The 18,231-nt window shown below is 75.0% G+C and carries 20 protein-coding genes; 13 read left to right on the forward strand and 7 right to left on the reverse strand.

The features are described 5' to 3' along the window. Positions 1-28 precede the first annotated feature (28 nt). Both O7619_RS09560 and O7619_RS09565 read left to right on the forward strand, forming a co-directional pair. Complete coding sequence (locus O7619_RS09560) at positions 29-541, forward strand: helix-turn-helix domain-containing protein (RefSeq protein ID WP_282287073.1); 513 nt, start codon at positions 29-31, stop codon at positions 539-541. Between the two features lie 32 nt (positions 542-573). Further along, positions 574-2,037, forward strand: coding sequence for a serine hydrolase domain-containing protein (locus tag O7619_RS09565; RefSeq protein WP_282287074.1), 1,464 nt, complete (start codon positions 574-576; stop codon positions 2,035-2,037). A gap of 12 nt (positions 2,038-2,049) precedes the next feature. On the opposite strand, the gene O7619_RS09570 is transcribed toward O7619_RS09565, so the two are convergent. Together O7619_RS09570 and O7619_RS09575 are read right to left on the reverse strand one after the other, a co-directional pair. Continuing rightward, positions 2,050-2,841 carry an ABC transporter permease gene (locus O7619_RS09570; protein WP_282287076.1) on the reverse strand — a complete coding sequence of 264 codons (792 nt, stop codon included), beginning with the start codon at positions 2,839-2,841 and terminating at the stop codon, positions 2,050-2,052. Next, positions 2,838-3,737: an ATP-binding cassette domain-containing protein gene (locus tag O7619_RS09575; RefSeq protein ID WP_281584699.1), complete on the reverse strand. Its 900-nt coding sequence runs from the start codon at positions 3,735-3,737 to the stop codon at positions 2,838-2,840. The genes O7619_RS09570 and O7619_RS09575 overlap by 4 nt, the downstream gene beginning before the upstream one ends. A 133-nt stretch (positions 3,738-3,870) precedes the next feature. Between O7619_RS09575 and O7619_RS09580 the strand changes: the two genes are divergently transcribed. The 3 genes from O7619_RS09580 to O7619_RS09590 all read left to right on the forward strand — a co-directional run bounded on the left by O7619_RS09580 (position 3,871) and on the right by O7619_RS09590 (position 6,813). Next, the gene (locus O7619_RS09580) at positions 3,871-5,106 is read left to right on the forward strand and encodes a histidine kinase (protein WP_282287080.1); all 1,236 of its coding nucleotides are present in this window, start codon (positions 3,871-3,873) and stop codon (positions 5,104-5,106) included. A gap of 110 nt (positions 5,107-5,216) precedes the next feature. Continuing rightward, entirely contained in the window at positions 5,217-5,885 is a 669-nt protein-coding gene (locus O7619_RS09585; RefSeq protein WP_282288748.1) for a response regulator transcription factor, read from the forward strand. Between the two features lie 340 nt (positions 5,886-6,225). Further along, on the forward strand, positions 6,226-6,813 hold the full coding sequence (locus tag O7619_RS09590) for a hypothetical protein (RefSeq protein WP_282287082.1): 588 nt from the start codon (positions 6,226-6,228) through the stop codon (positions 6,811-6,813). 75 nt (positions 6,814-6,888) lie between these two features. Here the strand turns inward: O7619_RS09590 and O7619_RS09595 are convergent, their stop codons facing one another. Next, entirely contained in the window at positions 6,889-7,665 is a 777-nt protein-coding gene (locus O7619_RS09595) for a D-Ala-D-Ala carboxypeptidase family metallohydrolase (protein ID WP_282287084.1), read from the reverse strand. Positions 7,666-7,836: 171 nt separating this feature from the next. Here O7619_RS09595 and O7619_RS09600 point away from each other — a divergent pair, with 171 nt between their 5' ends. Together O7619_RS09600 and O7619_RS09605 are read left to right on the forward strand one after the other, a co-directional pair. Next, entirely contained in the window at positions 7,837-8,478 is a 642-nt protein-coding gene (locus O7619_RS09600; RefSeq protein ID WP_282287085.1) for a hypothetical protein, read from the forward strand. A gap of 31 nt (positions 8,479-8,509) precedes the next feature. Continuing rightward, positions 8,510-8,974 carry a PPOX class F420-dependent oxidoreductase gene (locus O7619_RS09605; RefSeq protein ID WP_281584693.1) on the forward strand — a complete coding sequence of 155 codons (465 nt, stop codon included), beginning with the start codon at positions 8,510-8,512 and terminating at the stop codon, positions 8,972-8,974. A 5-nt stretch (positions 8,975-8,979) separates the two neighbouring features. Here O7619_RS09605 and O7619_RS09610 read toward each other — a convergent pair whose 3' ends face one another. Both O7619_RS09610 and O7619_RS09615 read right to left on the reverse strand, forming a co-directional pair. After that, the gene (locus O7619_RS09610) at positions 8,980-9,621 is read right to left on the reverse strand and encodes an NAD(P)H-binding protein (protein ID WP_282287087.1); all 642 of its coding nucleotides are present in this window, start codon (positions 9,619-9,621) and stop codon (positions 8,980-8,982) included. 62 nt (positions 9,622-9,683) lie between these two features. After that, entirely contained in the window at positions 9,684-10,916 is a 1,233-nt protein-coding gene (locus O7619_RS09615) for a serine hydrolase domain-containing protein (RefSeq protein WP_282287089.1), read from the reverse strand. A gap of 65 nt (positions 10,917-10,981) precedes the next feature. Here O7619_RS09615 and O7619_RS09620 point away from each other — a divergent pair, with 65 nt between their 5' ends. The 4 genes from O7619_RS09620 (at position 10,982) to O7619_RS09635 (ending at position 14,729) form a co-directional block, all read left to right on the forward strand. Further along, positions 10,982-11,575, forward strand: coding sequence for a pentapeptide repeat-containing protein (locus O7619_RS09620; RefSeq protein ID WP_282287090.1), 594 nt, complete (start codon positions 10,982-10,984; stop codon positions 11,573-11,575). Between the two features lie 187 nt (positions 11,576-11,762). After that, complete coding sequence (locus O7619_RS09625) at positions 11,763-13,292, forward strand: hypothetical protein (RefSeq protein WP_282287091.1); 1,530 nt, start codon at positions 11,763-11,765, stop codon at positions 13,290-13,292. Positions 13,293-13,507: 215 nt separating this feature from the next. After that, the gene (locus O7619_RS09630) at positions 13,508-14,311 is read left to right on the forward strand and encodes a hypothetical protein (RefSeq protein ID WP_282287092.1); all 804 of its coding nucleotides are present in this window, start codon (positions 13,508-13,510) and stop codon (positions 14,309-14,311) included. A gap of 106 nt (positions 14,312-14,417) precedes the next feature. Beyond that, positions 14,418-14,729 carry a hypothetical protein gene (locus tag O7619_RS09635; RefSeq protein WP_282287093.1) on the forward strand — a complete coding sequence of 104 codons (312 nt, stop codon included), beginning with the start codon at positions 14,418-14,420 and terminating at the stop codon, positions 14,727-14,729. Between the two features lie 17 nt (positions 14,730-14,746). Here O7619_RS09635 and O7619_RS09640 read toward each other — a convergent pair whose 3' ends face one another. Further along, positions 14,747-14,995: an aquaporin gene (locus O7619_RS09640; RefSeq protein WP_348774359.1), complete on the reverse strand. Its 249-nt coding sequence runs from the start codon at positions 14,993-14,995 to the stop codon at positions 14,747-14,749. Positions 14,996-15,302: 307 nt separating this feature from the next. On the opposite strand from O7619_RS09640, the gene O7619_RS09645 reads away from it, so the two are divergent. Continuing rightward, positions 15,303-15,584: an iron-sulfur cluster biosynthesis family protein gene (locus O7619_RS09645; protein ID WP_281584685.1), complete on the forward strand. Its 282-nt coding sequence runs from the start codon at positions 15,303-15,305 to the stop codon at positions 15,582-15,584. 1 nt (position 15,585) lies between these two features. On the opposite strand, the gene O7619_RS09650 is transcribed toward O7619_RS09645, so the two are convergent. After that, complete coding sequence (locus tag O7619_RS09650) at positions 15,586-16,686, reverse strand: hypothetical protein (protein WP_282287095.1); 1,101 nt, start codon at positions 16,684-16,686, stop codon at positions 15,586-15,588. Positions 16,687-16,869: 183 nt separating this feature from the next. On the opposite strand from O7619_RS09650, the gene O7619_RS09655 reads away from it, so the two are divergent. Beyond that, complete coding sequence (locus O7619_RS09655) at positions 16,870-18,213, forward strand: cellulose binding domain-containing protein (protein ID WP_282287096.1); 1,344 nt, start codon at positions 16,870-16,872, stop codon at positions 18,211-18,213. Positions 18,214-18,231: the final 18 nt, after the last annotated feature.

Consider the following 18,231-nt stretch of genomic DNA (forward strand, 5'->3'; position numbering starts at 1 on the left):
TAACTACGTACTGGCGTAGTTTTGGGTCATGGCGAGCGTGGAGGAACGACTGGCGGCCCTGGAGGCCCAGGTGGCCCGGCTGGCCGCCGACCGGGCGACGGCACCGGTCGCGGCGGCCGGCGCGGCCGACCCGGAGGACGTGTTCTGGGCGCTCGACGGGCTCAAGCGGCGGCTGCCCACCGACAGCGCGGGCGCGGTGCTCTACACCGGCACCGTGCGCACCGCCGACCGGCACTACGACTGGCAGTACGGCGCCGGCGTCGACGACCTGCTCGACGGTGACTGGCCGGCGCTGGCCGGCACGCTCACCGCGCTGGCCCACCCGGTGCGGCTGCGACTGCTGCGCGAGATCCTCGGCGGCCGGCACGGCACCGCCGAGCTGGCCGACCTCGACGGCCTCGGCACCACCGGGCAACTCCACCACCACCTGCGGCAGCTCGCCGCCGCCGGCTGGCTGCGCAGCGGGGCCCGCGGGCACTACGACATCCCGCCCGAGCGGGTGGTGCCGCTGCTCGCCATCCTCACCGCCGCCCGCCGCTGACCGATTACCCACCCCCGACGGAAGGCAGCACCATGCGTACCCCGACCGTCCTCACCGTCGTCGCCGGCCTCGTCGCGGGGGCCGCCGCGACCGGCCTGATGCCCCGCGCCCCGGAACTCGGCCCGCGACAGACCGGCGACGCCGACCTGGCCGCGACCGTCCGCGCCGCCGTCGACGAGCCGCGGGGTTGGCGCGGCCTCGCGGTGGCCTCGATCGAGAGCGGTCGGGTCCGCGTCGCCGGCCTCGGCGACCGGGCGCCCGGCGGGCCGGCCGTCGAGCCGGGCACCCCGTTCGAGATCGGCTCGGTCGGCAAGCCGCTCACCGGCATGCTCCTGGCCCACCGGGTGGCGGCCGGCGCGGTCCGCCCCGACGACCCGCTCCGCAGCGTCCTGCCCGAGGTGACCGGCCCGGCCGGTGCGGCCACCCTCGCCGAGTTGGCCAGCCACCGCTCCGGGCTGCCCCGGCTGCCGACCGGTCCGGCCGCGCTTGCCCGGAACTGGTGGGCGTCGGTCACCGCCGGCAACGCGTACGCCGGTGACGACGTGGACAAGGTCGTGGCCGACGCCGCCGGCACCGAGCGGGACGGCGAGCGCGGCACGGTCTCGTACTCCAATCTCGGCCCGTCGCTGCTCGGCCAGGGACTTGCCGCGCAGGCCGGTGTCGGCTACCCGGAGCTGGTCCGACGCGACGTGCTCGGCCCATTGGGCATGACCGCGACCGTGGTCGCCACCGACCGGGCCGGGCTGCCCGCCGGCCGCGCCGAGGGCGCCACCGCCGGCGGCCGGCCCGTCGAGGAGTGGCTGGGCGCGGGCTACGCCCCGGCCGGCGTCGGCGTCTGGTCCACCGCCGGGGACCTGGCCCGGCTCATCGCCGGCATGCTCGCCGGCACCGCGCCCGGGGTCGACGCCGCCACCCCCCGCTTCGCCGACGAGGGCGGGCGCCGGATCGGCTACGGCTGGTTCACCAGCCGGTACGGCGACCGGGAGATCGTCTGGCACAACGGCGGCACCGGTGGCTTCCGGGCGTACGTCGGCTACGACCGCACCGCCGACCGGGGGATCGTGGTGCTCGGCAACACCGCCCGCGACGTCGACGCGCTCGGCCTGCGGCTGCTCGGTGTCCGTGGCGACGCGGCGAGCGAGTCGAGAGGTCTGCCCCGCTGGATCGGCGCGATCCTGGCGCTGGCGTTCACCTTCCTCGGCGGCCTGTCGCTGTGGAGCACCGCCCGACGCGGACCGGACCGGCTCACCGTGCTCTCCGCCGCCGTCTGGGCGGTGCTCTACCTCGCCCTCGGCCACCGGCTCGGCGACTGGTCGATCGTGCCCGGCTGGCTCTGGCCGCTCGGTGCGGCGCTGACCGGGGTCGCCGCGGCGCTCGCGGTCCGTCGCTGGCGCGGGCTGCCGGCCGTCGCCGGGGCGCCGCCGTGGCGGCGGTGGACCGGCGCGGCGCTCTCCGCCGCCTTCGCCGCGCTGGCCGTGGTGGTGGTCGTCGCCTGAGGACCGCGACGGTCAGGACACCTCGCGGCGCAGCGTCCGGATCAGCCCGGCGACAAGCGGCAGGAACACCCAGACGGCGAGTGAGACGCCGAGCCGGCCCCACTGCCCGGCCGTCACGTCCGACCCCAGCAGCGGCTCCATCGTGGCGGTGGTGTCCAGCCAGCGGGCCGGCTCCCGCAGCCCTTCGATCATCGCGGCCAGCACGCTCCACACGGTCGGCAGCAGCAGGTAGGTGACGATCGCCAGCGGCGTGCTCAGCAGCAGCAGGCCGAACCCGGCGCCCAGCAGCACGTTCGCCACCTGGAACACCGCCGCGTGCGGCAGCATCTGCCAGTCGAACGTCCAGGCGCCGGCCCCGCCGGTGGCCCTGGCGGCGAGCGTTCCGGCGGCGGCGACGAGGAGGCTGACCAGCACCGAGCCGAGCGCGGCCAGCACCACCGCGGCGAGCTTGGCGACGATCACCCGCTCCCGGCGGGGCACCAGCGCGAACGTGGTCAGCGCGGTGCGCTGCGACCACTCGCCGGTGATGGAGAGGATGCCCAGCACCGGCAGCAGCAGCCCGACCGGCAGCAGCGACGGGGCGAAGAACGCGGCGAACGTCTGTTCCGGCGCGTCGGTGACGAAGAGCTGCACCACCACGATGGCGACCGCGATCAGGCCGATCGTGATCAGTAGCCAGCGTCCGGCCCGGGTGTCGGCGAGCTTGCGCAGCTCCACCTCGGTCAGCCGGGCCAGCGAGGGGCCGGCGGTGACCGGCTCGTGCCGCGCCTGGGCGGCGGTGGGAGTGGTGGTGGCGGTGGTCATCGGACGGCCTCCTTGGTCGACGAGCCGGCGGTGAGGGTGAGGAAGAGCTGTTCCAGCCCGCCGGTGCCGGCCGGACGCAGCTCGGTGAGGACCAGCCCGGCGTCGGCCGCGGCCTGACCGACGGCTCCCGGCTCGGCGCGGACGACGAAGCCGCCGTCGGTGCCGGCGGTGGCCGGCAGCGCGGCCCGGTCCAGGGTGAGGCGCAGCGCGTGCTGGTCCCGGGCGCGGACCAGGGTGCCGGCGCCGGCCAGCAACTCGTCCTTGCCGCCCTGGGCGACCACCTGGCCGCCGCCGATCACCACCAGCCGGTCGGCCACCGCCTCCACCTCGCGCAGCAGGTGCGAGGAGAGCAGCACGGTGCCGCCCCGGTCGGCGTAGTCGCGCAGCAGGCCGCGCATCCAGTAGATGCCCTCCGGGTCGAGGCCGTTGGCCGGCTCGTCCAGGATCAACACCCGGGGGTCGCCCAGCAGCGCCACCGCCAGGCCGAGCCGCTGCCGCATGCCCAGGGAGTACGCGCCGACCCGCCGCCGCGCGGCGGTGCCGTTCAGCCCGACCAGGTCGAGTTTCGCCGCGACCTGCTCCCGGTCCACGCCCATGGTGCGGGCGGCCAGGGTGAGCGTCTCCCGGCCGGTGCGCCCGGCGTGCTGGGCCGAGGCGTCGAGCAGCACCCCGATCTCCCGCCCCGGGTTCGGTAGCTGCCGGTAGGGCCGGCCGGCCACGGTGGCCCCGCCCGAGCTGGGCGGCGTCATCCCGCAGATCATGCGCATCGTGGTGGACTTGCCGGCACCGTTGGGGCCGAGGAAACCGGTCACCGTGCCCGGTTCGCACCGGAACGTGACGTCCTCGACGGCGACGTGCGGGCCGTACCGCTTGGTCAGGTGGTCGACGTCAATCATGCCGAGAAGCCTGCCGGGGCCACCCGGCCGCCCGCTGCGGCCGGCGGTCGGTGCCGGCACCGACCTCGGTTCACCCTAGGCGTCGACTTTGGTAGCTGGGCGTCGGTCCGGTCGGCTCCCTAGCATTGGGCAGGTGAGCAGCGCCGTCGCACCCGATCATCCCTGGCTCCTGCCGGGCTCCCTGGTGCCCGCCCGGTCCGCCCGCCGGACCCCGCGGGACTGGTTCGTCGACGGCTTGCTGTTCCTGATCTCGCTGGGCTGGGTGCTCATCGCCCACGACGACGCGGTCAGCGGCAGCCCGGACTTCGCGCTGAACGCCGGCCCGGACTGGCTGATCGGGGTGGACCTGGTCGCCGGCCTGCTGGCCACCGGCGGGCTCTGGCTGCGCCGCCGCTGGCCGGTGGGGCTGGCGGTGGCGACCGCGCCGCTGACGCTCTTCTCGATCACCGGCGGAGTGGTGCTGCTGGTCGTGCTCTTCACCGTGTTGGTGCACCGGCCGCTGCCGATCGGGCTGGCGCTCGTCGGCTGGAACGTGGTCACCGCGCTGCCCTACGAGATGCTACGTCCCTCCCCGGCGCTGCCGCCCTGGGCTGCCGTGGCCTGGACCGCGCTGTTCATCGGCATCGCGGTGGCCTGGGCGCTGTTCGTCCGGGCCCGCCGCCAGTTGGTGGTGTCGCTGCGCGACCGCGCCGAGCGGGCGGAGGCCGAGCAGCAGCTCCGACTCGACCAGGCCCGCCGGCTCGAACGCGACCGGATCGCCCGGGAGATGCACGACGTGCTCGCCCACCGGATCTCGCTGCTCAGCCTGCACGCCGGGGCGCTGGAGTTCCGCCCGGACGCGCCCCCGGAGGAGGTGGCCCGGGCGGCCGGCGTGATCCGCGCCAGCGCGCACGCCGCCCTGCAGGACCTGCGTGAGGTGATCGGTGTGCTGCGGGCCGAGGTGCCTTCCGAGGCCACCCCGGAACGGCCGCAGCCGACGCTCGGCGACGTGCCCGCGCTGGTCGCCGAGAGTCGTGACGCCGGGGTACGCGTCAGCGTGGTCGACGAGGTGACCGAGCCGGCCGCGGTGCCGGTGGCGATCGGGCGCAGCGCGTACCGGATCGTGCAGGAGGGGCTGACCAACGCCCGCAAGCACGCCCCGGGCGCGGTGGTGGAGGTCCGGCTGTCCGGCGCTCCCGGCGACGGGCTCGCGGTCGAGATCAGCAACCCGTGGCCGGTGGGTGGACCGGTCACGTCGATCCCCGGCACCGGCACCGGGCTGGTCGGGGTCGCCGAGCGGGTCACCCTGGCCGGCGGGCGGCTCGACCACGGCCGGGACGCCGACGGCGACTTCCGGCTGACCGCCTGGCTGCCCTGGGCTCCCGCATGAACGAACGCACCGAGCGGAGCGAGGGCCGTGAGGGCATGCCCGGTCAGCTCGGCATGAACGAACGCACCGAGCGGAGCGAGGGCCGTGAGGGCATGCCCGGTCAGCTCGGCATGAGCCCGGTGCGGGTGCTGATCGTCGACGACGACCCGCTGGTCCGGGGCGCGCTGTCGATGATCCTCGGCGGCGTTCCCGACCTGCACGTGGTGGGCGAGGCCGCCGACGGCGCGGAGGTGCCCGCGGCGGTCGCCGCGCACGCCCCGGACGTGGTGCTGATGGACATCCGGATGCCCCGGGTGGACGGGCTGGCCGCGACCGAGGCGCTGCGGGCGGCGGCGGACCCGCCCGAGGTGCTGGTGCTGACCACGTTCGACGCCGACGAGCAGGTGCTGCGGGCGTTGCGGGCCGGCGCGAGCGGTTTCCTGCTCAAGGACACCTCGCCGGCCGAGATCGTGGCGGCGGTGCGCCGGGTCGCGGCGGGGGAGGCGACGCTGTCCCCGGCGGTGACCCGCACGTTGATCGCGCACGTCACCGGCGCCGCGCCGGCGCCCGGCCCGGATCCGAAACGGGAGCGGGCGGTGCGGCTGCTGGACGGGTTGTCCGAGCGGGAGCGGGAGGTCGCGCTGCTGCTGGGTCGGGGGCGGACCAATGCGGAGATCTCCGCCGAGCTGTTCATGAGCGTGGCGACCGTGAAGGCGTACGTCTCCCGGCTGCTCGCCAAGCTCGACCTGAACAACCGGGTGCAGGTGGCGCTGCTGGTGCAGGACGCCGACCTGGTGTGACCCCACCCCCACCGCGCTGCCCGTTTTGTCGCCGTTAACTTCATGATCAGTGTGCCTGGATGGAGATCTTGGAAGGGGAGGGCCCCTGGAGGGGCCGGGAGCTTCCAAGATCTGCGGCGCGTACGAACACCGGGCCCGACTGCCGGGAGCCGACGATCGCCCGCCGGTCGTCGGCGTGGTGCGGAACGGGTGTGCGGTCGACGGCGTGATCGCGCTCGGGCCCGAGGAACTGCTCACCGCGTGGCGCGATTGAACTGTCGCCGGTGTCCGGCCGTACCAGTGGGCGAGGATGTGGTGCGGCCGGTCCGCCGCACCGCTGCCGAGCTGCGGGAGGCCTGCCGTGCGAGTTGGTGAGCAGTCGAGGGATCCCATCGACCAGATCCTGGGCGACGTGCCGGTACCGGCGTCGTTGACCCCCGAGGACGTCCGCCTCGCGGTGCGGGCGGTGGTGGTGCACGCCGCCGAGGAATGGCCCGCGGGGCCGAAGTGCCGTAACGACGGGGCGGCGTTCCCCTGCCGGTTGCACCGCTGGGGGCGCCGGGTGCTGGAGACCCACGGTCTCAACGAGCGTCAGATCGACGCGCTGATCCGGCACGGCAACCCGTTCGTGCACGTGCCGTTCCCGTTCGTGTTGAGCGGCCCGTCGGCCCGACCCGGCGCTGGCCCGTCGGCCCGACCGGGTGCCGGCCAGGCGGCCCGGCCCGGCATCGCGCAGGCGGCCCGACCGGCTTCGCCCCAGACTGCCCGGCCGGGCGCGGGTCAGGCGGGCCGGCCGGGTGCCGCCGTTCCGGCCGCCCGGCCGGCCGCCGGGCAGGCGCCACGCGGCCCCGTCCCGCGAGTCGCCGCGCCGCCGGTACGGCCCGGACCGCGTCCCGCCGCCGGCCGGCCGGCTCCCGCCACCCGCCCGAGCTGGCCCCGGGCGAGCTGACCGACCGCCGCTCGGCTGCGGTGTTAAGCGGGGCCCCCGCCTATGCATAAAGCGTTAACCGGGGGCCCCGCCTTATCAGTTGACGCCGCAGTCCGAGGCCGACCAGTCGGTGGTGTTGGCCAGCCCGTCCTGCTTGTTCTCCCGGCGCGAGTCCACGTGCACGTGGTCACCGTGGTCCGGGTAGCCGGGTCCGAAGATCCCGCTGAAGCCCTGGTCGCGGGCCGACCGGGCGACCTCGCACAGCGTCCGGCTGCGTGAGATCAGGTCGGCCGCGTTGCCGTACAGGTGCTGGCTGCCGGCGGTGCCGCCGACCTTCCGGTTGCAGGCGACGCTGCGGAATCCGCTCGTGACGTAGAGCGGCTTGTCGCCGAGGCTGTGGCGCAGCGCCTCCAGCTTCCACATGGCGCGCAGCGCGTTCGCCCGGGTGGCCGACGTCGAGAGCGGACCACCGCTCCACCCGCCCGTGCCGCAGCCGTTGTCCAACTCGGCGTAGCTGAAGTGCTTCGGCGTGCAGTCGTTGTCCTGCAAGGCGTAGATCTTCGCGTACGTCTGCGGGCCGGCGATGCCGTCGACCCGCAGCCCGTACGCGGCCTGGAAGCGCTTGACGGCGGCGGCGGTCTCCGGGCCGTACCGACCATCGATGTGGACGATGTCGCCGTACCCGGCCCAGCCGGCCACCCGGATCTGGAGTTCGCGGACGTCGGCGCCCGATCGTCCCTGGGTGAGGGTGCGAGGCCAGGTGTAGCAGCCGTCGGCGTGGGCCGGCGGCGCGGCGACGACGGTCGCGACGGCGGCCCCGGGCAGGGCCAGCGCGAACGCGACGGCCGCCCGCTTCAGGGTGTTGACGCGCACAGGAGCCTCCCGGTGAGAAAGTGAATTCCTCCTCACCGTGACACCCTGTGAGCGTTTTCGTGGCGATAAGCGGAAATTGTTCACATTCGGCGGTTGCGGGAGGGGCGGGTAACGTCAGCTCCCGGGCCCCGGACCGACCCGGGCGGCGACCCGCGCGCGGGGAGGTGGGCGTTGGCACGTGGCGGCGTGTTCTGCGTCGAGGGGCAGTGGCACCGCGACCTCAACGAGCGGGGGTCTGTCCTGCCCACGCTCGAACTGCTCGAACGGCTGGGCCGGATCCGCTACATCCACAAGGACGCCGCCACCCGGGACGAGCTGTTCTACTTCCTCGACCGCTGGCTGCTGAAGCAGTACGCCGACCACCGGGTCGGCTTCTTCGCCATGCACGGCGAGCCGAGCCGGCTCTGCCTCACCGACTGGGACTCGGTCGAGCTGTCCGACGTGGCCGAGCGGATGGCCGGCCGCTGCGAGGGTCGGCGCCTCTACTTCGGCAGTTGCTCGGTGCTGCGCGCCTCCGACGCCACGCTCCGCGGCTTCCTCGACGTCACCGGCGCCGCGCTGATCTGCGGGTTCACCCGCGACGTGGACTGGGTCGAGTCGGCCGCCTTCGAGACCGTGCTGCTCGACGTGCTGGCCAACGGGCATCGGCACAACGCCGCCGAGCTGCGGATGGGCTCGGCGCACTGGGCGCCGCTCGCCGCGTACCTCGGTTTCCGGGTGATCTATGCCAACGGCCGCGCCTGGCGGCCCACCGCCCGCCCGCGCGTGCCCGAGCAGGTCGCCCCGCGCCGGGCCGCCGCCCGCCCGCGCTGAGATCCGCCCGCCGGCCTGGTAGAACCGAGGCATGCCACGCAGCATCGCGCGCAACACCCGGGTCGACCGGGACGCCCTGACCGAGTTCCTCCGCCCCCGGCACCGCGTCGTGCTCATGACCACCCGCGCCGACGGCCGCCCCCAGTCCTCGCCGGTCTCCTGCGGCGTCGACGCCGAGGGACGGCTGGTCATCTCCACCTACCCGGAGCGGGCCAAGGTGACGAACATCCGCCGTGACCCGCGCGTCTCGGCGTGCGTGCTCTCCGACGACTGGGACGGCCCGTGGGTGCAGGTCGACGGCGTGGCCGAGGTGCTCGACCTGCCGGCGGCGGTGGAGCCGCTCGTCGACTACTTCCGCAGCATCTCCGGCGAGCACCCGGACTGGGACGAATACCGGGCCGCCATGGTCGCGCAGGGCAAGTCGCTGATCCGGGTGACGATCGAGTCCTGGGGTCCGATCGCCACCGGCGGCTTCCCCGCCCGGCTCGCCGACTGACCGGATCAGTACGCGGCGGTGAACCGCGCGTTGCCGAACCTCGGGTTCTCGATCTCGTCGACGATCGCCACGGCCAGGTCCTCGTAGGTGAGCACCGAGCGGCCCTGCGCGTCGGTCACCGGCTGGTCGGTGCCGGTGCGGTAGTGCCCGGTCCGCTCACCGGGGTGGAACTCCAGCGGTGGCGGGGAGACGTACGTCCAGGTCACCCCGTCGGCGCTGGAGCGGTAGAACTCCAGTGCGTCGGCCTGACCCTCGGCCGAGTCGCGGTAGTCGGCCGGGAAGTCAGGTTCGTCCAGATAGCGGGTGCCCCTCGGGGTGAGGAGCGTCGCGCCACCCCCGACGTGGATCACCCGGGGTGGGTCGGGCAGGTCGCGCAGCGTGTCGACGAGCGTCCGGGCGGCGTCGCGCCACAGCTCTCGCTCGCCGCCGCCGATCGCCACCACCAGCGCGTCCGCGCCCTCGGCCAGCTCGCGTACGCTCCGCGCCGAGGTCGCGTCGCCGGTCACCGTGCGGACGCCGGGCGGCAGGTAGCCGACCGCCTCCGGCCGGCGGACGGCGGCGGTGACCCGGTGGCCCCGCTCGGCCGCCTCGGCGGCGATCCGGGAGCCCGCCGTCCCACCCGCGCCGAACACGACGATGTCGCTCATGCCTCACAGGCTAGGCAGCGGGGGGCCGCCCGGGTGCCGTTCCGCCGAACCGGCCGGAGCCGTCAGTCGACGAGCGCCGAGTAGACGAGCTGGCGCAACTGGCTGCGCAGCGGATAGACGCTCGACGGCATGAGCTGGGTGAAGAGCAGCGCGGTGACCTCCTCCACCGGGTCCACCCAGAACGCGGTGCTGGCCATGCCGCCCCAGTAGTACTGGCCGACGCTGCTCGGCACCCGTGCCGGCACCGGGTCCAGTACCACGGCGAAGCCCAGCCCGAAGCCGATCCCGTCGATGACGGTCTCGCTGAACCCCTCCGGCGAGAACGAGGCGAGGTCCCGGTTGCCGGGCAGGTGGTTGCGGGTCATGAAGCGCAGCGTGCGGGGGCCGAGCAGGCGGACCCCGTCCAGCTCGCCGCCGCGCAGCAGGCACTGGGTGAAGCGGTGGTAGTCGGCGGCCGTGGACACGAGCCCGCCGCCGCCGGAGTGCCAGCCCGGCTCCGCGAGCGCGGCCCGGCCGATCTTGTCGGCGCGTACCGCCTGGCCGGTCGCCGGGTGCGGGGTGTAGAGCGCGGCCAGCCGCTTGGCGTCCGCCGCGTCCACCCACCACCTGGTGTCGGTCATCCCGAGCGGACGGAGGATCCGCTCGGTGAAGAAGGCGTCGAGCGACTGCCCGGACACCACCTCGACCAGGCGGCCGAGGACGTCGGTGGAGACGCCGTAGTTCCAGCTCGTGCCGGGCTGGAAGAGCAGCGGCAGCCGGGCCAGGCCGGCCGACGCCGCGGCGAGGTCCGCCCCCGCCGGCACGCCCAGGTCGAAGCCGGCCGCCCGGTAGAGGCCGTCGACCACCGAGACCTGGGCGAAGCCGTACGTCAGGCCGGCGGTGTGGGTGAGCAGGTGCCAGATCCGGACCGGCTCGGTCGCCGGCACGGTGTACGGCTTGAGCACCGAACCCTTGTCGTAGACCCGGACGTCGGCGAACTCCGGCAGCCAGCGGCTGACCGGGTCGGTCAGCTCGAACCGGCCCTCCTCCCAGAGCATCATCGCGGCGACCGAGGTGATCGGCTTGGTCATCGAGTAGATCCGCCACAGCGTGTCCGCCTCGACCGGCGTGCCGGCCTCCCGGTCGCGCAGCCCGTACGTCGTGGAGTGGGCGACCTCGCCCCGGCGGGTGACCACGATCTGCCAGCCGGCGAGCCGGCCGTCGTCGACGTAGCGGGCGAAGTGCTCGTCGATGCGCGCCAACCGGGCGGGATCGAAGCCGACACGGCCGGGATCGGTGCTCACTGGAACGCTCACGCCGCGAACCTACCCGCCGGTACGCCTGGTCGGAAGTGTCGGCCGCCGGCACTAGTGTCGGTGGCATGTCGGAGCCGGTCGAGGACGCCACCTACCGCAAGCAGGACTGGTACGCCGAAGAGTTGGTCGACAGGCACTTCGTGCGGTGCGAGTTCTTCGACGTCGACCTCACCGAGGCGGCCACCCGGGGCGCCGTCTTCACCGAGTGCGTCTTCGGCACCGTGGCGTTCAACGCCTCCCGGCACACCGACTCGGCGTTCACCCGCTGCACGTTCACCCGGTGCAACCTGTTCGAGGCCGAGTTCACCGGCTGCAAGCTGGTCGGCAGCAGCTTCGACCGGTGCGACCTGCGCCCGCTTCGGGTCGACCGGGGCGACTGGTCCTTCGTCGCCCTGCCCGGAGCCGACCTGCGCGGGGCGCGGATCACCGACGTGCGGATGCGTGAGGTCGACCTGTCCGGCGCCGACCTGACCGGTGCGGTGCTCACCGGGGTCGACCTGTCCGGCGCCCACCTGCGCGGCGCCAAGCTGACCCGCGCCGACCTGCGCGGCAGCGACCTGTCCGGGCTGGACCCGACCGTTGTCGAACGCGCCGGGGCGCGGGTCGACGTCGAGCAGGCCGTGGCGCTGGCCCAGGCGCTCGGCTTCCAGGTCGGCTGAGTTCGCCGGGGCAGCGACGCCGTCTCGCCGAGGAGGCGGGGACTTTCGCCGTGCCGACGTGCGGCAGGTGACGGCCGTCGGGAAATTGGCCCGCGCCGACGACTTCTCGAAGATCGAAGCGTGTGTCATCCTGCCCTGCGGTGGGCCGCGTCGACGGCCGCCGGCTCCGGCAGCCGAGGGAGGGGCGGTGGCTGACGACGACATCACGCAGGCCGGAATCCGGGTGGGTGGCTGGCTGCCCGACGTGCCGGTCGAGCCGCCCGCCACGCCGCCGCCACCCGCCGGCCCGCGTCGCCTGCCCGGAGATCCGGACCTCGCCGCCATCGAACCCGAGCCGACCGAACCCGCACCCGCCGGCCCTCCGCTGGTCGGCCCTCCGCTCGCCGGCCCTCCGCCGGTCGGCCCTCCGCTCGCCGGCCCTCCGTCGGTCGGCTCCCTGCTCGCCGGCCCTCCGCCGGTCGGGTCTCCGCCCGGCGGCCCGGCGGCCCGCGGTGCCGCGTCGACCGGCCCCGGGCTGAGCGGCGGCCCCGGGCTGGGCGGCGGTGCCGGGCTGGGCGGCGGTGCCGGGCTGGGCGGCGGCTCCGGGTCCGGGCTGAGCGGCCCCGGGTCCGGGCGTGCCCCGCTGGTCGGGCCCGCTCCGATCGGGCTCGGCGTGGCCGGTCCGGCATCCGGCCGGTGGACGCCGGGAGCCGGTCGGGCCGCATCGAGGCCCCCGGGCCGCCCCCGGCCGGCCGGTGGTCATCCGTCCGGGGACGGCGACATCCGGCCGGCGACATCCGGCCGGCACACCGCCCCGGAGAGCCTCCGGGCACGGCTCGCCGGCCTGGCCGGCCCGCTCGCGACCCGGCTGCGCGCGGCGTCCATCCGGCTGCGCGCGGCGTCCGCCCGGCTGCGCGCGGCGTCCGCCCGGCTGCCGCGCGGTCGGCGTCCGGCGCCCGGTGCCGCGTCCACGCGCGTCGGTGCGGCCCGGGTCCGGCGTCGGCGCCGGCGCGTCGTCCTGGCCACCGCCGCGCTCACCGTCGCGGTGGTGGCGCTCGCCTACTCCGCCCGGTCACCGGCGCCGCCGGAGCGTCGTCCGAGCACCGCGCCGGTGGCCGCGCCGACGATCTCGACGCAGGCGCCGACGGCGGCGCCCCCCACCGTCGTGCCGGTCACCGGCGACCCGGCGTTGCCCGGCGAGCCGCTGCTCAACCTGGACCAGCAGTCGGTGCCGCCGTCGGCGTCGCTCACCCTGCTGGGTACGCGGGACTGGCGGCACTGGGGCGGCACCGGAGCGGACAGCGTCCAGCGTAAACAGCGCGGCACCGGCGAGATCGAGGACCCGGGCGGCGAGCGGCTGGAACACAACGCCGGGGTGTCGGGTCTCAGTTGGACCGACGGGACCCCGGTGGCACGGCAGGAGGGCACCCGGGCGGGCGTCTTCCAGCGGGGCGTCGGGAAGAGGTTCACGCTCGCCGTGGCCGGCAGCGGGGACCTGCGGACCGTCCGCCTGTTCGCCGGCGTCTTCTCGGCCGGGGCCCGGCTCGACGTCTCGCTCTCCGGCGGTGGCGACCCGGCGGTCCGGGAGGTGGCGCTCGCCCGGGGTGACCGGTTCTACCAGTACGTCGTCCACTTCCGGGCACCGCGCGGCGAGCGGCTGCTGATCAGTTGGCGCGCGCTCTCGGTGACCGGTGGGCAGAACGACGGGGTGTCGTTGGAAGCGATCACGGTAAGCTGACCGCCGGCTCGCCTACCACTTGGTAACGAACTGGAAACGCCCGTCGGTTCACATATGGCGCAAACGACCGGCCGGTGACAGCGTGAAGCCCGTCGCGCTCCGCCGCTTCCGGCGTCGCCGCGGGACACGAAGCGGAGGGTGTGGTGGGCGAGGAGGACCGTTCGCGAACCGGCCCCGGCTCGCATCGAGAGGGCCGCCCGCGTACCCGGTCCGCCTTGCGCCGGCTGCGGCGCCGACGGCGGTTGATGCTGGAGGGCCTGGCCGCGTTCCTCTGCCTTGCGGCGCTCGTGGCCTACCTCGGCACCGAGCGGCACGACACGCCGCGGGAGGAGAACGCGATGCTGCCGGTGGCGCCGACCGGCCGGGTGGGGCTGCCGAGCGAGGGCGACGGCGCGGTCGCCACCCCCGGCCTGCGGCCCCGGCAGCGGACGCCGTCGCCGAGCCCGTCACCGTCCGCGGTGGCGCCGTCCACGGTGGCGCCACCGACCGTCGCGGTCAGCCGCGCCGAGGTGCCCGCCCTGGTCGATCTCACCGCCGTGGGCGCCGTCGACTGGGTCCAGTGGGGACTGCTCGGCGCGGACCGGACGGTCCGCAAGAAGGGCGGCTCCGGCGAGATCCGGGACGAGGGCGGCCGGGGGAAACGGGTGAGCTACCGCAACAACCCGGAGGAGTACGCCTGGCGTGACGGTGTCCCGGTGGCCTCGGCCAGCGGCACCATGTCCGGGGTCTACACCTGCGATCGGGGCAGCGGCTTCCGGCTGTCGGTGGCCGGCAACGGTCAACCGCGCACCGTGCACCTCTACGCGGGACTGTGGATGGCCCGCGGCCGGCTCGACGTGCGGGTGGCCGACGGCCCGGTGAGCACGATCCGACTGGAGGACCCGCACACCGCGCTCACCGCCGACTTCACCCTCCGGTTCCGGGCGCCGCGCGGCGCGAAGCTGCTGGTGAGCTGGACCGTGGAGGAGTCGCTCGGGCAGTACGGCAACGTCAGTCTCCAGGCCGTGGCACTGCGCTGACCGCACACGGGACCGGCGCGCCGGGACAGTTTGTCCGTCGCGGGCCGGGCCGGGCGTCGTACCTTTCCGATGTCCCGTCCGACCATCCCCTGTGGAGGCTTGACCGATGAGCCGCCTCGCGCCCGTCGCCCCCGTCCGCCCGCCCGCCGACGGCGGTGTGCTGCGGGAGATTCCGCTGCCGCCCTACGTGACGGTCGAGGATGTCCAGTTCGCGGTGCGGGCGGTGGTGGTGCACGCGCCACGGACCTGGTCGGGCGGGACGATCTGCCGCAACGACGCCAGCCCGCACCCGTGCCGGCTGCATCGCTGGGGGCGGCGCGTGCTCGCACTGCGCGGCCTGCCGCCGGCCGAGATCGACGCGCTGGTCGAGCGCGGCGACCCCACCGCCGAGCCGCACCCCTACCGGCCCGGTGCCTGAGCGTCGGGCCACCGGCCTCACGGGCGTGGGGTGACCACCCGTTGCGCCGGGCCGCGTCCGCCCGTGCCCGGGCGCAGGACCAGCGGCGCGACGAGGGCGGCGAGCGCGCCACCGAGCAGCGGGAAGACGATGAACACCCAGAGTTGGCGCAGCGCGCTGCCGCCCTGGAACAGGGCCGGGCCGAACGACCGCGCCGGGTTGACCGAGGTGCCGTCCAGGGTGAGCCCGACCAGGTGCGCGGCGGCGAGGGCGAGGCCGATCGGCACCCCGGCGAACGCGGATCAGCAGCAGCGAGCCGAGGAACTCGGCGGCGTACCTGCGTGGGTCGTCCATGGCCCGAGCCTATGGACCGTCCGGCCGGCCGGCGGGAAAACGCCTGTTCACGCCAACCGCAGCCGATCACGTGGCTCTATTTGACGGATCCACCGGCAGGGTGCACGGTGGGAGGAGAGGGGCCGTCCGACCGCCCCGCTTCCGTGCGGCGAACGACGTTTCGTCCGCTTCTGCCGGTCGCGAGCCGACCGCGTGGGCCGAGTCGCCCGCGAATTCTCACCAGCCACGAGGAGTTCCGCCATGCTGACCATGACCGACAACGCCGTCCTGGTGATCCGTGACCTCGCCGCCCAGCAGGACCTGGCCGACGCGGGCGGGCTGCGTATCGCCGCCGACACCGACGCCGGCTCGCTCTCCATCGAGTTGGTGCCGCAGCCCGTGCAGGGCGACCAGGTGGTGGACACCGAGGGAGCGCGGATCTTCCTGGACTCCGACGCCGCCGAGTTGCTCAACGACACCTCGGTCGACGCGGTCGTCGACGACGAGGGCGTCGTCCAGTTCGGGTTCACCGAGCAGGACTGACTCAGCCGGCGCGGCGGGACTCCCCGCCGCGCTGCGGCCGGCCGGCCCGCCCCCGCTCCAGGGGGTCCTGGTCGGCCCGCCAGGCGCCGCGCGGCTCCCGATCGGTCCGGGCCAGCGCGGCCAGCACGTACGCCAGGTGGTGGGAGGTGCTCCAGGCGATCCGGAAGGACTCCGAGCCCGCACCGGCGCCGCGCCGGGCCCGGCGCAGGACCTCGTGGTCACCCCAGGAGAAGCCGGCGCCGGCCGCCGGCCAGTGCGGCGCGGCCACAAGCGTGCGGCACAGGTCGGCGAAGCGCTCGTCGCCCCGCCCACCCCGCCGGCACCACCGATAGATCCACCACGCGCCGCCCGCCGTCCAGCGCAGCGTCGGCAGCCGGTCACCCGGGGCGTCCGCGCCGCGCACCGCGCAACCCACGCCGTAGTCGCCGTACCCCAGGCGCAGGTCGGCCAGGCGCTGCCAGAGCAGCCAGTCGTAGCGGTCCAGGCGAACCGGCTCGTCGGTCGGGAGCCGGGACAGCGTCGGCGGCATCCCGCCCGCCGCCACGGTCACCGAACGCCAGGCGTGCCGCCGGGCCCACTGCGCCGCCCGCCGCACCCGTGGCTCGGCCACCCGGACGTCGGCCAGGCAGCACACGTCACCCGCGTCCAGCAGCAGGTCGCACTGCTCCGGCACCAGCCCGGTCGACCGCCACACCCGCTCCACCGCCGCGGTGGCGGCGTCCGGACCGATCCGGTCCGGGCCGGTGCGCAGCCGGACCACTGCCCGCCCCGCCCAGGCCCGGGCCGCCGCCCCGTGGGCCGCCAGCCGTCGGTCACTCTCCGCGAGGCCGATCACCGGCACCACGGGTACGCCCCATCGCACCGGATCGTGTTCCGGCACGTCCGGCAGCGCCGACACGTCCACCGCGGGCAGGACGCCGGCGGGCAGCCGCCCGAGCGCGTCGACCGGGCCCGGCTCGGTCGCGAGGACGTCGACGACCGGTGCGAGCAGCGCGGCGACGGTGTCGTCGAGGTGGGCCAGAGCTTCCAACTCACCCCGACGACCGGGCAGCACGGGACGGTAGATCGGGTCCGGCGGTCGGCCTTCGGGTGCGAGGACCATACTTCAAATGTAGCGGCTCGATTGCTCAGCGTCACCAGTCGCTCACGCGGGCGATGTGGATGACATTGACACGTCGAGCGTCGCGGTGGTGGCATGGTCGGGCGGGCGCGGCCGGGCAGGACGGGCAACCACCACCCCTGAGCCGACCCGTGCCACGGGTCGGCCCGCCTGGAAGGCCAACCCATGACCCCGCAGTCCCGCCTCCGGTCCGCCGCGGCCCTGGCCGCCGCCGCGACCGCGTTGCTCGTCGCCGGTCAACTGCCCGCGCTCGCGGTCGACGACCCACCCGCGCCGGTCACCGGCAACGCCACCCACTTCGACGGACTCGGCTCCCCGTACGGCGGCTGCGGTTTGCCGCAGTCCGAACTGGACTCGCCGGACTTCGTCGCGCTCAACGTCTACGACATGCCCGGCGACTACACGTCCTATCCGGTCCGGCCGCTGCCGCCGGCACAGGCGGACCGGATCGGGCTGTGGAACAACGGCCTCAACTGCGGCCGGTTCGTCCAGGTGACCATCGGCGACCGCTGCACCGGCACCAACGACGGCGCGCCGGGGCAACCGTTCTGCCGCAACGGATCCTGGGTCGCCGACGGCTACAACGGGGCGACCCTGACCATGGTGGTCGCCGACTCCTGCGGCGACGGCAACGCCTGGTGCCGGGACGACCGCAACCACCTGGACCTGTCCACCGCTTCGCTGAACCGCTTCGCCCGCGACGGCGTCCCGGTCGGCGACCTCTACCCGAACCACTGGAACAACCGCCGGGTCTCCTGGTCGTTCGTGCCGGCGCCCGGCTACTCCGGCGACATCCGGATCGCTTTCCTGCGTGGCGCGCAACGCTACTGGCCGGCCATCGCGGTCTCCCACCTGGCCAACGGCATCCACGGCGTGGAGTACCTGGCCGACGGGGTGTGGCGGGCCGCCACCATGAACAGCGACATGGGCCAGGCGTACGTGCTCGGCGCGGGCACCGACTTCCAGATCCGGGTGCGGGACGTCACCGGGGCGCTGATCAACGGCGGCCGGGTGTACCGGTTCTCGCTGCCGTCCTCGTGCGGCGGCACCTGCTCGGCCGCGTACACGCCGGTCGCCTACACCACGTCGGACGGCTCGACGGGGTCACCGACCGCCTCGCCCAGCCCGACCGTTTCGCCGAGCCCGACCGTCTCGCCCAGTCCGACCGTTTCGCCGAGCCCGACGCCCACCGGCACGCCCCCGTCCGACACGGGCTGCGCGGCGACCTGGACGGTCACCGGCGCGTGGGCGGGCGGCTTCCAGGCCGAGGTGACCGTGCGTAACACCGGCACGTCCGCCGCCGCCGGCTGGAGCAGCGAGATCGTGTTCGCCGGCGGGCAGCGGCTGGTGAACGCCTGGAACGCCGGCGCGACCCAGTCCGGCGCGCGGGTGACCGCCACGAACGCGGCCTGGAACGGTGCCCTGCCGGCCGGCGGTGCCACCAGTTGGGGCCTGGTCGCCTCCGGTGACAACCAGGCGCCGGCCGAACTGCGGTGCACGCTGCGGTGAGAACGGCGGGGCCGGGTA

The organism is Micromonospora sp. WMMD998, from assembly GCF_029581235.1.
In the GTDB taxonomy this organism is placed as follows: Bacteria; Actinomycetota; Actinomycetes; order Mycobacteriales; family Micromonosporaceae; genus Micromonospora.